Below are 13,462 nucleotides of genomic sequence, written 5' to 3'. Positions count from 1 at the left end.
GGCTCCATGGTCGCAGTCACCGCGCGCACGATCGTGAAGCGGTTCGGGGCCACCGAGGTCCTGCGTGGCGTCGACGTGCATGTCCCCGACGGCGGCTTCGCGGTGCTGGTCGGCCCGAGCGGCTGCGGCAAGAGCACCCTCCTGCGCCTGCTCGCCGGCCTCGAGGAGGTCACCGCCGGCGAGATCCGCTTCGGCGAGCGCGACGTCACCCGCCTCGCCCCGCGCGACCGCGACATCGCCATGGTGTTCCAGTCGTACGCCCTCTACCCGCACCTCACGGTGCGCGACAACCTCGCGTTCGGCCTCAACCTGCGCAAGACCGACGCGGCCACCGTCGCCAGCCGCGTCGCCGAGGTCAGCGCCATGCTGGGCCTCGAGCACTTGCTCGACCGCCTGCCGCGCGCGCTGTCCGGCGGCCAGCGCCAGCGCGTCGCCATGGGCCGCGCGATCGTCCGCCGCCCGCAGCTGTTCCTGTTCGACGAGCCGCTGTCCAACCTCGACGCCGCGCTGCGGGCCCAGGTCCGCGTGGAGATCCGCAAGCTCCACGATCAGCTCGGCGCCACCAGCGTGTACGTCACCCACGATCAGGTCGAGGCCATGACCCTGGCCGACCGGATCTTCGTCCTCAACCGCGGCGTGGTCGAGCAGGTCGGCCCGCCGCGCGAGGTCTACGAGCACCCGCGCACCCGCTTCGTCGCCGGCTTCCTCGGCAGCCCGGCCATGAATTTCCTGGAGAACGTCCAGGTCGAGGCCGCCGGCCTCGCCCTGCCTGGCGGCCAGCGCCTCGCGGTGCGCGACCCCGCGGCGTTCGGCGACCACTTCCAGCCCGGCCGAACGGTCAGCCTCGGCGTGCGCCCGCACGACTTCGTGGTCCGCCCCGACGCCCCCGACGTCCGCGTCGAGGTCGACCTCGTCGAGCTGCTCGGCCCGGAGCTGCAGATCCACGCCCGCCTCGGCGGCGTCCCGCTGACCGTCTGCCTCGACAGCCAGAGCGGCGTCGCCCGCGGCGACACCCTCCCCCTGGCCGTCCGCGCCCTCCACCTGTTCGACCCCGCCACCGGCCTCAGCCTGCGCCCATGAGCATGTCCTCGACAGCATGTCTCTCGGCGCATGTCTCGGACGACATGTCGCGGAGGCCCGCTTGCTGAGGCGCGCCGAGCCCGCTCGAAGCCGGCGGAGCGCCGCGGCCCGTCCCGGCCCCAGCCCCGGCGCGGCTGCGCGCGGGCCGGGCTCGCCCCGGGCGAGAGCTCGTCGGACCGCGGCCGCGGCGGCCTGCTCGTCTGCGGTCCGCCCGGGCCTCTCGCCTGAATTCCTCGCCGCCCGCGGTCAAGCTCGCACCCACTCGCTCTCTCCGCCTGGTAGGAACGTCGCCCACCTGTCCTATCGAGCATGTCTTTCAATGCATGTCTCGTGCGACATGCCCGTGAGGTCCGGTTGCTGAAGCGCGCGGGATCGGCTCGGAGGCGGGCGAGCACGCCCGCGCTCGCTTCCGCGGCTGCCGCGAACCTGTCCTCCCGCACAGGTCCCCGAGGACACGTCCTCTGCGCCGCATCGGCCCGCGCCGGCGCCCGCCTCTTCGGCGTCCTGCTGGTCGTCTTCGCCGCCCTCGCCCCCGCGCTCGCGCGGGCCGACGAGCTGCGCCTGTGGCACGCCTACCGCGACGCCGAGGCCGCCGCCCTGGTGGCGATCGTGGAGGACTTCGCCGCGCGCACCGGCCACCGCGTCGAGCTCCTCGCCGTCGCGCACGAGAGCTTCGGCAGCAAGCTGGCGGCCACCATCCCGCGCGGCCAGGGCCCGCACGTCTTCATCGACTCGCACGAGCGGCTCGGCGACTACCGCCTGCGCGCCCTCGTCGGCGACGCCGGCCCCGCGCTCGATCCCGACGCCGTCTACACCGCGCAGTCGCTGGCCGCGGTCACCCAGGACGGCGCGCGCTGGGGCGTCCCGCTGAGCGCCAAGTCGGTCGCGCTGTTCGTCAACACCCGCCTCGCCGACCACGTCCCCTCGACCCTCGAGGACATCGCCGCCCTGAAGCTGCCCGCGGGCGTCTATCCGCTGGCCTACGAGGCCCAGAGCGCCTACGGCCACATGCCGCTGCTCGCGGCCTTCGGCGGGCGCATGCTCGAAGGCGACGGCAGCTTCGGCTTCGTCGGCCCCGCCGCCGCGCGCTCGCTCGCCTTCGCCAGGGAGCTCGTCGATCGCGGCGCCGTCCCCCGCGACGCCGACGGCGCCCTCGTCTCCGACCTGTTCCGCAGCGGTCGGGCCGCCTTCGCCATCAGCGGCCCCTGGCTGGTCGGCCAGCTCGCCGGCGTCGAATTCGCCTGGCGCGTCGTCCCCCTGCCCGTCGTCGGCGAGACCGGCCTGCCGATGCGCCCGCCGCTGACCGTCGAGGCCGCCATGCTCTCGCCGCAGGGGGCCGCCTCCCCGGCCGCGCTCGCCCTGGCCCGCGCCCTCGGCGGCGCCGAGGCGGCCGAGCTGCGCCAGCGCCTCGCCGGCACCCTGTCCGTGAGGACAGACGTACCTGTCCCCGAGGACAGCCCGGTCCTCGCCGGCTTCCGCGCCCAGGCCGAGCTGGCCGAGCCGATGTCGGCCGATCCGGCCATGCGCTCGACCTGGGAGCCGGCCTTCCGCGCGATCCGCAAGGTCCTGCGCGGCCAGGCCAGCCCCGAGGACGCCCTCGCCGAGGCCGCGCATCGCTTCGCCGACGTCCGCCGCCCCCCGCCCGCGCCCGCCTCGTCGACCCCTGCGCTGCTCGTCCTCGGCCTCGGCCTGCTGCTCGTCGCCTTCCACCTGGTCCGCCGCGCCCGCGACCCCGAGGCCCGCCAGGCCCTCCGCGCCTCGCTGCCGGCCTACCGCTACGTCGCCCACAGCGTCGTCGTCGTCGGCCTGCTCGTGTTCGTCCCGCTGATCGTCGGCGCCGCCACCTCGCTGTTCGCCGGCCGGCCGGGCGAGGGTTACTACGTCGGCCTCGCCAACTTCGTCGAGATCCTCACCGCCCGCGGCGGCCCGCTGCTGGCCACCGGCTCGTTCTGGTTCGTCCTCCTCGTCACCTTCCTGTGGACGGCCGTCAACGTCGTCCTCCACCTCGCCATCGGCCTCGCCCTCGGCCTCGTCCTGTCGCGCCCGACCCTGCGCCTGCGCGCGCTCTACCGCGTGCTCCTCATCCTCCCCTGGGCCGTCCCGAGCTACGTCACCGCCCTGGCGTGGAAGGGCATGTTCCACCAGCAGTACGGCGCGGTCACCGGCCTCGTCCTCGCCGTCAACGAGTGGTTCGGCACCAGCATCGAGCCGATCGCCTGGTTCTCGCGCTTCGCCACCGCCTTCGCCGCCAACGTCGCCACCAACGTCTGGCTCGGCTTCCCCTTCATGATGGTCGTCACCCTCGGCGCGCTCACGGCCGTCCCCGCCGACGTGCTCGAGGCCGCCGAGGTCGACGGCGCCTCGCGCTGGCAACGGCTGACGCGCGTCACCCTGCCGATGATCCGCCCCGCCCTCGCCCCGGCCGTCACCCTCGGCGCGATCTGGACCTTCAACATGTTCAACGTCGTCTTCCTCGTCTCGGGCGGCGACCCCGACGGCTCGACCGACATCCTCGTCAGCGAGGCGTACCGCTGGGCCTTCACCCGCGAGGCCCAGTACGGCTACGCCGCCGCCTACGCCGTCCTGATCTTCCTCCTCTTGCTCGTCACCACCCGCCTGCCGGCCTGGCTGGCGCGCAAGCCGGGAGGCGCGCGATGAGTTTTTCAAGACATGTCCTGATCGCCATGCCCGATCGGCCAGGTCCCCTCGGACATGTCCTGGGCGACATGCCCATCCGGCCCCTCGCGGCGGCTCCCCGCGGGCGCCCCCGGCCCGGCGAGGCGAGCGCGGCGCCTTCTTCCGGACCTGTCCCAAAGGCCACTCGCGCTCGACTCCCCCGGCCTCCCCGGCCGAGCCCGGCTCGCTGGCCGGTCCCAGTGGCCACGCCCGCCCGCTCCGGCGCAGGAGCCGGCCCCGCCCCGCTCCCCAGGGTCTCCCCGCCGCGCCGCGAGGTCCGCCGATGAGCGCCATGGGACAGGGTCGAAGGGTCAGCCTCGCCGAGTCGATCGGCGCCCACCTGCTGCTCGTCGTCGCCGTCGCCTTCGCGCTCTATCCCCTGCTCTGGGTCGTCTCTCTCGCCTTCTCCGGCGCGGTCGAGCCGACCCCGCGGGTCTTGCCGGTGCCGATCGAGCCGACCCTCGAGCACCTGCGCGGCGTCGCCTTCTCGACCCTCGAGGTCCCGGGCGAGCCCGACCGCTGGCTGTTCGGCCTGCAGCTGGCCAACTCGATCGTCATCAGCCTCGCCACCGCCTTCGTCGGCGTCGTCATCGCCGTGCCGACCGCCTACGCCCTGGCCCGCTTCGAGTTCGTCGGCAAGGAGGGCGGCGTGCGGGCGCTCCTGGCCACGCAGATGTTCCCGGCCGTCGCCAGCGCGATCCCCCTCTACATCATCCTCGACGGCCTCGGCCTGCTCGGCACCCGCTCGGGCCTCGTCCTCTGCTACGCCACCACCGCCGTCCCGTTCGCCATCTTCCAGCTGCGCGGCGCCTTCGAGACCATCCCGCGCGACCTCGAGGAGGCCGCCATGGTCGACGGCGCCACCCGCTTCGAGGCCTTCCGCAAGGTCGTCCTGCCGGCCGCTCGCCCCGCGATCGCGGTCACCGCCCTGTTCGCCTTCATGAGCGCCTACAACGAGTTCGTGCTGGCCCACACCATGCTCGGCCGCGAGGAGATGTACACCGTCCCCGTGGTCCTGCAGCGCTACATCTCCGAGTTCAGCGCCGACTGGCCCAAGTTCGCCGCCGGCTCGCTGATCGTCTCGATCCCCGTGATGATCCTCTTCTACATCGCCCAGCGCCACCTCATCGCCGGCCTCACCGCCGGCGGCGTGAAGGGCTGAACCACGATTGTCGACACAGTGATCGGCGTTCCGTCCCACGAAACACAATGCACATACCCGCGGCAGCGGGCCGAATCGTGCCAGTCCGCGTGGCTGAGCCCGCTGCCGGGCGCGGTTTCGCCCAGCCACAATCGGTGACATTTCACCCAGGCGTGAATCCAACCCGCCGCGATCGCATTCCAACAACGAACCCCTGGAGGTGCCCCGCAATGCGTCGATTCCTGCTCCTGTCCCTCGGCCTGGCCGTCGCTCCCGCCGCCTGTAGTAACCCGCCGGCCGACGCCGGGAAGGCCCCCCCGGCCAAAAAGGCCGCGCCCGCCGACGCGAAGGCGGGGCCGCCGACCACCGCGCCCCCCGTCGAGGCGCCCGAGCTCATCCCGCGCGAGTTCCTGTTCGGCAACCCCGAGCGTGTCAACGTGCAGATCAGCCCCGACGGCAAGCACCTCAGCTGGGTCGCGCCGGTCGACGGCGTGCTCAACGTCCACGTCGCGCCGGCGGACGATCCCGGCAAGGGTCGGGCGGTCACCGCCGACAAGGCGCGGGGCATCACCCAGTACTTCTGGTCGTACCGCCCCGATACGCTGCTCTTCATGCGCGACAGCGGCGGCGACGAGGACTTCCACCTCCACGCCCTCGACCTCAAGACCGGCGAGAGCCGCGACCTGTCGGCCTATCCGAAGACGCGCGCCATGGTCAACGGCGTCAGCCACCTCCACCCCGACGTCGTCCTCGTCGGCATGAACGACCGCGATCCCCAGTGGCACGACCTCTACCGCGTCGATCTGGCGACCGGCAAGCGGACCCTGGTCGAGCGCAACGATCAGAAGTTCGCCGGCTACATCACCGACCCCGAGCTCAAGGTGCGGCTGGCCACGCGCACGCGCGACGACGGCGGCATGGACGTGCTGCAGCCCGACGGCAAGGGCAAGTGGAAGCCGTTCACCGAGGTCCCGTTCGACGACTCCCTCAGCACCAACTTCGGCAACATCACCACCGACGGCAAGACCCTCTACCTGCGGGACTCTCGCGACCGCAACACCGTCGCCCTGGTCGCGGTCGACCTCGCCACCGGCGACAAGAAGCTGCTGCTCGAAGATCCGCGGGCCGACATCAGCGGCGCGCTCGCCGACCCGCGCACCGGCGTGGTGCGTGCGGTCGCCACCAACTACCTGCGCGAGGAGTGGAAGGCGCTCGACGACAGCGTCGCCGGCGACCTCAAGAAGCTGCAGGCCATCGGCCCCGGCGTCATCAACGTCAACTCGAGCACGCTCGACGACAGCACCTGGATCGTCGCCTACTCGGCCGCCGAGGCGCCGTCCGTCTACTACCGCTACACGCGGGCCAGCGGCGAGCTCACGCGCCTGTTCTCGGCCCGGCCCGCGCTCGACGGCAAGCCGCTGGCCAAGCAATGGCCGCAGGAGATTCCGGCGCGCGACGGCCTCACCCTCGTCAGCTACCTGACCTTGCCGCTGCAGGCCGACCCCGAGCAGGACGGCAAGCCGAACACCCCCGCGCCGATGGTGCTCTACGTCCACGGCGGCCCGTGGGCGCGCGACTCCTACGGCTACAACCCCTCGCCGCAGTGGCTGGCCAACCGCGGCTACGCCGTGCTGCAGGTCAACTATCGCGGCTCGACCGGCTTCGGCAAGGACTTCGTCAACAAGTCCAACTTCGAGTGGGCCGGCAAGATGCACGAGGACCTGGTCGACGCCGTGGACTGGGCGGTGAAGCAGGGCGTCACCACCGCGGACCAGGTCGCGATCATGGGCGGCAGCTACGGCGGCTACGCCACCCTGGTCGGCCTCACCTTCACGCCCGACACCTTCAAGTGCGGCGTCGACGTCGTCGGCCCGTCCAACCTGATCACCCTCTTCAACACCTTCCCCGCCTACTGGGCCAGCTTCATGCAGCAGTGGTACCTGCGCGTCGGCGACCCGCGCACCGAGGACGGCAAGAAGAAGCTGCTCGACCGCTCGCCGATCAGCCACGTCGACAAGATCAAGAAGCCGCTCCTCATCGCCCAGGGCGCCAACGACCCGCGCGTCAAGCAGGCCGAGAGCGACCAGATCGTCGAGGCCATGAAGGCCAAGAACATCCCCGTCACCTACGTGCTGTTCCCCGACGAGGGCCACGGCTTCGCCCGCGCGGAGAACAGCAAGGCGTTCACCGCCGCGGCCGAGGGCTTCCTCGGCACCTGCCTCGGCGGCCGCGTCGAGCCGATCGGCAAGGACCTCACCGGCTCGAGCATCACCGTCCCGGTCGGCGCCGAAAGCGTCCCCGGCCTGGCCGAGGCGCTGCGCTCGCACACGCAGGCGATCAAGCAGTAACGGCGCGACGAGCCCGCGCAGCGATCGCAGCCTGCGCCGCGATCGCGGCTCCTCGTCCGCCGCCTCACCGCGGGTGAGCGCCGAGGAGCCACGACCCGCGGCGCGCCCGCGCATCGATCGCAGCGCGAGTGATGCGAGCGCCGCCCTTCGTGCGCTCCTCGGGGCGTGAGTGGAGGAGTCACGACTCCCGCGACACGCCCGTGCGTCACGACGCCCGACGAGCCATGAGCGCTGCGAGCGCTGCTCTTCGTGCGCCGCATCGCCGCGCCCGAGCGCCGAGGGAGTCAGACCCTCACTACGCGCCCGTGCAGCGATCGCAGCGCGAGTGATGCGATCGCTGCTCTTCGTGCGCCCCTTCGGGCGTGAGTCGAATGCATACGGAACATCGATCGCTACGCCCTCGCGCAGACTGCGAGCACGACCTCTCGCCACCGAGCGCTACCGTCGCCGCACCGCGTTTCCAGGGGCCATGCCCGCTGGAGAAGCGGCGCGGCGATCGTGGTCGGCCGCGTCGCGGCGCACGACCGTCGCTCGCGGATGCGGACGCGACGGTGCCGCGAGATCGTGCCCTGCGCCCGGGTGCGAACCCTCGAGGTGTTAAGCGACTCCTTGCCACCCGAGGCGCGCGTGGCCTGCGAACCACACGCTGCTGCGCGCGCGTCCAGGGCCCGTTCGCCGCGCGGTCTCGACCTGTCCTCAAGGTCATGCCCACATTCATCCTGTCCTGAAGGACATGCGGTTGCGGCCCGGGCGGACGCGCGGCGTTTTTGTTATCCTCGATCTCCCGTGCCCGAGACGGAGCCTTCAGCGCCCGCGCGAGGTTCGCCCCCCGACCCCGCCGCGGCCTCCGGTCATGCGACCTCCACCCGGCCGACCGGCGCGCACCGGGTCGCCAGCGCCGAGGCGACCGGCTTCTTCGACGCCTTGCCGCACGGCAGCCTGCTCATGCGCTTGTGGGCGCGCTTCGGCCTGCTGATGGGCCAGCAGCTGGCGCGGGTCGTCCACGACGACCACGTCTTCCTCATCGTCATGGCCGCGGTGGTCGGCACCACCAGCGGCGTCGCGGCCGGCGCCCTGCTGGCGTGGATCGACTACGCCTTCCGCCTGTTCCCGCGGCCCGAGGAGAGCAGCGCGTTGGTCCGCTGGGCCGCGGTCATCGGCGTCCCGGTGCTCGGCGGCCTCGCGGCCGGCGGCCTGCACTTCGTGCTGCGGCGGATCCTCCAGCAGCCGCCGGTGATGGGCATCCCGGCCGTCATCGAGGCCATCGCCCGCAAGCAGGGCACCATCCGCGGGCGTCAGGCAGTCGTCGTCGGCGTGGGCACCGGCATCACGATCGGCAGCGGCGGCTCGTGCGGGCACGAGGGCCCGAGCGTGGCGATCGGCGCGGCCGTCGGCAGCGTCTTGGCCCGCTTCTTCGGCCTGCGCATGCGCTGGCACCTGGCGATGGTCGGGGCCGGGTGCGCCGGCGGCCTCGCGGCGGCCTTCAACGCTCCGCTCGCGGGCGTCGTGTTCACCGTCGAGATCGTGTTCGGCGGCGCCATCGGCGGCAACATCGGCACCATGTCGGTGTTCGTGCCGCTGATCGTCGCGGCGGTGGCCGGCACCTTCACCTCGCACGCCATTCGCGGCGAGCACCTGACCTTTACGACAGTCCAACACGGCGACGCCATGCTCGCCGAGATGGGCCTGTTCATCGCCCTCGCCGCGCTCGCCGGCGTGCTCGGCACCCTCATGGGTCGCGCGGTGCTCGGCACCACCCGGTGGTTCCAGAACTTGAAGGCACCCGCCCTGCTCAAGCCGGCGCTCGGCGCCCTCGGCGTCGGTCTGCTCGCCGCCCTCGTCTCCAACGACGTCCTCGGCGGCGGTCTCCCCACGATCAACGACGCGCTGCAGGGCAACCTCGGCTGGCAGCTCGCGCTGGCGCTGCTCGGCCTCAAGCTCGTCGCCACCGCGCTGACCGTCGGCAGCGGCGGCTTCGGCGGGGTGTTCACGCCCTCGCTGTACATCGGCGCCTGCCTCGGCACCGTCGTCGGCGCGCTCGCCCACTTCGCGCTCGGCCCGGCCGCCGAGTCGACCGCCGCCTACGCGCTCGTCGGCATGGGGGCGATCTTCGCCGCCACCATGCAGGCCCCGCTGACGCCGATCGTGATGATCTTCGAGCTCACCCGGGACTACCAGCTCATCCTCCCGCTGATGCTCGGCTGCATCCTCGCCGTGTTCGTGGCCCGCAGGATCACCCCGCGCAGCCTGTTCCAGGAGGCCCTCCACCAGCAGGGCGTGGTGATGGGTCACGAGGCTGAGGTCGAGGTGATGAAGCGCGGCCACGTCGCCGACCTCATGCTCCCGCCGCCGCGGACCCTGTCCGAAGGGACAGGCGCCACCGAGGTCCGGCGGATCGCGCTCGACGAGGGCCGCTCGCCGTTCGTCGTCGACGACACCGGCGCGGTGATCGGGTGGATCGACGCCGACCTGCTGGCGAAGCGGGTCCTGCACGGCGAGGTCCCGGCCGAGGCCGCCGCGCGCGACCTGATGGCCGACGTCCAGCTCGCCCTGCTCTACCCGACCGACACCCTCGCCGGCGCGATGCTTGCGTCGGCGCGCTCGAGCGCGGAGTTGCTGCCGGTCGTCGATCCCGAGCACCGCCTGATCGGCGTCCTCCGCCGCGGCGACCTGCTGGCCCACTACAGCGACAAGGTGCTCGGCCAGCAAGAAGAAGCCGTGCACCTGCACACCACCGGCGGCGCCGTCCACGGCCACGAGGTCGGCCTCGGCAAGGGCATGATCTTGGACCACCTCGTCGTCGGCCGCCGCTGGACCGGCCGCACGCTCGCCGACCTCGCGCTGCGCGCCGAGACGGGCGCGACGGTGGTCGAGTGGCTGCGCGGCGAGGCCCCGCTGGCGATCGATCCCAACTCCCCGCTGCAGCAGGGCGACGTCCTCGCGGTGGTCGGCACGCGCGAGCAGATCCTCGCCGCCCGCCGCATGGGCCCCACGCGCCCCGGAGTGCCGGTCGGCGCGCCGCGAAGGTGACGTGTCCCTCGGGACATGTCATCTGCTAGGACATCTCCTTCGTGACACCTCGCGCGTGAGGTACGAGGTCAGAACAGGGTGCAGCGACAGTCGCAGACGCCGGGGTCGTCTTCCACGCCGCACTGCGCCCACCCCGGGGGATCGTCCTCGCACTTCTGAGCGATCAGCAGCTCGGGGCCGAGCGGCCCCTCGCGGAAGAAACCGAGCTGCCCGCGCTCGGGGCAGGCGGAGGCCATAAGGCAGCCATCTCCGTGATAGCTGAAATTAACGCAGCGATGCACCGTGCGCGACCCGCAGGTGCCGGGGCAGAACTGCTCGATCGCCGTCCATTCGCAGTAATCCAACCACTTCGGCACCCTGAAGACGTTGCAGTCCGCCTCGTTCGTCAGCGTCGGACACAGCGCGGGGATGTCGCCGAACGTCTTGGGCAGGCACCTTTTGCTGCTCACGAACGGGTCGACCGAGCATTCACACGCGCCGTCCTTCTCGACGCAAATCGGCGCGCCGTCGGCATTGGCCGACCAACACTTCTCGTCCGGGCCGCAGTCGGCGTCGTCGAGGCAGCCGAGGCGCGGGCAGCCGTGCTCGTCGAGCGAGGAGACGTGGCTCCCGCAGAACATCTCCGGGGTGCACTCGACCGGCGCCGTGCAAGGCTGATCGGCGCGAGGCGGGCAGACGACCGGCTCGCCGCCGGTCTCGTCGCCCGTGGTCTCCCGCGCCTCGCCCGTGGTCTCGTCGGTGTCGAAGCACAGCGCCGGCTCGTCGGTCGTGCTCGTCGTCGAGGTCGTGCTCGTCGAGGTCGAGGTCGTGCCCGTCGTCTCGGCGCTCGAGGTCGTGCTCGTCGCGTCGTCCGTGGTCGCCGTCGTCGTGACATCGAGACTGGTGCCCGTGCTCGACGTCGTCGACGTCGTCGGTGAAGCCGTCGTCGTGACAGGACCCGCCGTGCCCGTCGTGCCCGTCGTCCCCGGACCCGGACCGTCCGTCGTCGTATCAGCCGGCGACGGACCGCACGAATGCAACGTCACCATCATCCAACACCACCATCGAGCCATCCTCATCCTCCACCGATACAGCCGAGCCCGAGCGAGGGCAACTGCGTCTTCACCGCTCGACTGTTCGCCGCGACTACACGACAAGCCACGAGGTCGCCGGCGCGGCGACTTGCAACGAGCATCGGGGGCAATCGCAAGTCGCACCGCGACCCGAGCCTCGTGGATCTCGCCAGCTGCCGGCCCTCCGCGAACACATCGTCTTCACGGCGAAAACCACGCCGAGCTTTTCGTCGACCGCCTAAGAGGTGCCGGTTGAAGCTCTCGCCGTCGTGAGCTGCCCCGCTGAGCCCCGTCGAACCTGAGCGACGCCCGACGCATCCCACGCCGCGGACTTCGCCACCCGTTCGCGCTACCCTCCGCGCGTGCCGCACGACGCTCAGGGCTGGATCGACGCGCTTCAACTCGTCCCACATCCAGAGGGCGGGCACTACCGCGAGACCTATCGGGCCGCGCTCGGCGTCGTCCGCGACGGTCAGCCGCGCAGCGCCTCGACGGCGATCTACTACTTGCTCCGCCACGGCGAGCGCTCGCGCCTGCACCGGATCTGCAGCGACGAGCTGTGGCACTTCCACGCCGGCGGCGGGCTCCAGGTCCACGTCTTCGACGAAGGCGAGCACCGCGTCCTCCGCCTCGGCCTCGACCTCGCCGCGGCCGAGGCCCCGCAGCAGTGGGTCGCCGCCGGCGCGTGGTTCGGCGCCGAGGTCGAGCGACCGGGCGACTGGGCTCTGGTGAGTTGCACGGTCGCGCCGGGCTTCGAGTTCGCCGACCTCGAGTTCGCCGACCGCGACGCGCTGGTCCGCGCCTTCCCGGGCCACGCCGACGTCATCACCCGCCTCACCTGACCCGCGGCCGAAGATCGCGGTCACGCGCGAGGGCCGATGAATATTCCCCGGGAACCTCGCCCGGAGCCCGCTGTCTGACCATCCGAAGCGACGCGTGCGGCCGGTGTGCGGCCGCGCTGTCCGTCGCGACATGTCCTATTAGACAGCTGCATCTCCGTGGAGGATCCCGCCGTGCCCACCCGCAAGCCGACCGAGGAAGAGACCGTCAACGCCGACCTCCTGCCCGTCATGAACGTCATGTTCTTGCTGATCCCCGCCCTGCTGCTGGCGATGGAGTTCGCGAGCATGGCCCAGATCTCGATCGCGGTGCCGCGCAGCATCAGCAGCCCCACCTCGCAGCCGCAGAACCCGACCCAGCCCGAGCTCGGCTTCAAGGTCACGATCGGCCGCGACGGCTTCCGCACCCGTTCCGGCGGCGGCGACGCCGGCCCCGGCACGATCCCCATGAGCGGCGGCGACTACGACTACGCCGCCCTGGCCGCCGCCGCCCGCGACCTCAAGCACCTGTTCCCCGCCGAGTCGACCGTCACGATCACCGCCGAGGGCGACGTGCCGATGGACGTCCTGGTGCGCACCATCGACGTCCTCCGCGGCGATCGCTGCAAGCTCGGCGGGTACACCCGCGGCGAGCAGCCCGGCGAGGAGTGCATGTTCTGGTCGCCGGTGATCGAGAGCGTCGGCTGATCGGACCGCCGACCTCGCGCAGCGCGAGGATCGACATGTCCTCGAGGACATGTCTGATCTTCACTCGGACCGCTCACGGGGCCCGAGCCGCGTGAGCGTCGCCGCCGCGCGACGATCGGCATGTCCTAAAGGACATGCCCCGAACGACATGTCCAGGTCCGCGTCGCCGCCCCGCGGCGACCCGTACCTCGGCAGCGAATTTTCGCGCCCACGGCGCCGGCTCAATACTCCTCGACCCACTCGGCCACTGGCGTCCCCTCGCCCGCGTGCTGCTCGAGGATGCGCGTCGCCTTCTCCTCATCCACGCCCGGGTAAAAACCGGGCCCGCTCACCTCACGCGGCTCGACTTCGCCCTTCTCGTTGGGGGCCAGCGGCCGCACGAACATGTTGGGGCCCTCGCTGCAGCGGCCGAAACAGTTGTAGGCCACCACGTGGCAGCGGGCCTTCAGCTCCTGGTCGGCCGCGATCCCCGCCTTGAGCAGCGTCACCAGGCGGTCGCTCTCGTGGGTGATGCCGCAGCTCGGACCGTCGCAGACGAGGATCTGGAACCTACGCATGGCGCCGGGCCTTGTAGCGAACAACGCCCAGGCCCCGCAAGTCGCTCGTCTG

General features: G+C 71.9%; 9 protein-coding genes. 7 read left to right on the top strand and 2 right to left on the bottom strand.

Going from position 1 to position 13,462, the window contains the following annotated elements; all coding sequences use genetic code 11:
- Positions 1-6: 6 nt before the first annotated feature.
- The 5 genes from O0S08_RS16335 to O0S08_RS16315 all read left to right on the top strand — a co-directional run bounded on the left by O0S08_RS16335 (position 7) and on the right by O0S08_RS16315 (position 10,275).
- Positions 7-1,080, top strand: coding sequence for an ABC transporter ATP-binding protein (locus O0S08_RS16335; RefSeq protein ID WP_269040079.1), 1,074 nt, complete (start codon positions 7-9; stop codon positions 1,078-1,080).
- 354 nt (positions 1,081-1,434) lie between these two features.
- Positions 1,435-3,738 (top strand): extracellular solute-binding protein, encoded by a 2,304-nt coding sequence (locus O0S08_RS16330; protein WP_269040078.1) that lies wholly within the window; start codon positions 1,435-1,437, stop codon positions 3,736-3,738.
- A gap of 310 nt (positions 3,739-4,048) precedes the next feature.
- A complete protein-coding gene (locus tag O0S08_RS16325) occupies positions 4,049-4,918 on the top strand; it encodes a sugar ABC transporter permease (protein ID WP_269041849.1) in 870 nt (289 codons plus the stop codon).
- 209 nt (positions 4,919-5,127) lie between these two features.
- On the top strand, positions 5,128-7,245 hold the full coding sequence (locus O0S08_RS16320; RefSeq protein WP_269040077.1) for a S9 family peptidase: 2,118 nt from the start codon (positions 5,128-5,130) through the stop codon (positions 7,243-7,245).
- A gap of 786 nt (positions 7,246-8,031) precedes the next feature.
- Positions 8,032-10,275: a chloride channel protein gene (locus tag O0S08_RS16315; protein WP_269040076.1), complete on the top strand. Its 2,244-nt coding sequence runs from the start codon at positions 8,032-8,034 to the stop codon at positions 10,273-10,275.
- A gap of 68 nt (positions 10,276-10,343) precedes the next feature.
- Here the strand turns inward: O0S08_RS16315 and O0S08_RS16310 are convergent, their stop codons facing one another.
- Positions 10,344-11,333: a hypothetical protein gene (locus tag O0S08_RS16310; protein WP_269040075.1), complete on the bottom strand. Its 990-nt coding sequence runs from the start codon at positions 11,331-11,333 to the stop codon at positions 10,344-10,346.
- Between the two features lie 356 nt (positions 11,334-11,689).
- Here O0S08_RS16310 and O0S08_RS16305 point away from each other — a divergent pair, with 356 nt between their 5' ends.
- Together O0S08_RS16305 and O0S08_RS16300 are read left to right on the top strand one after the other, a co-directional pair.
- The gene (locus O0S08_RS16305) at positions 11,690-12,169 is read left to right on the top strand and encodes a cupin domain-containing protein (protein ID WP_269040074.1); all 480 of its coding nucleotides are present in this window, start codon (positions 11,690-11,692) and stop codon (positions 12,167-12,169) included.
- 171 nt (positions 12,170-12,340) lie between these two features.
- The gene (locus O0S08_RS16300) at positions 12,341-12,853 is read left to right on the top strand and encodes a biopolymer transporter ExbD (protein ID WP_269040073.1); all 513 of its coding nucleotides are present in this window, start codon (positions 12,341-12,343) and stop codon (positions 12,851-12,853) included.
- Positions 12,854-13,074: 221 nt separating this feature from the next.
- Here the strand turns inward: O0S08_RS16300 and O0S08_RS16295 are convergent, their stop codons facing one another.
- Entirely contained in the window at positions 13,075-13,410 is a 336-nt protein-coding gene (locus O0S08_RS16295; RefSeq protein WP_269040072.1) for a (2Fe-2S) ferredoxin domain-containing protein, read from the bottom strand.
- Between the last annotated feature and the right edge of the window lie 52 nt (positions 13,411-13,462).

Source organism: Nannocystis punicea (assembly GCF_026965555.1).
In the GTDB taxonomy this organism is placed as follows: Bacteria; Myxococcota_A; Polyangia; order Nannocystales; family Nannocystaceae; genus Nannocystis; species Nannocystis punicea.
Note: the sequence above shows the minus strand (reverse complement) of the source record. Positions and strands in the feature narration are given on the sequence as shown.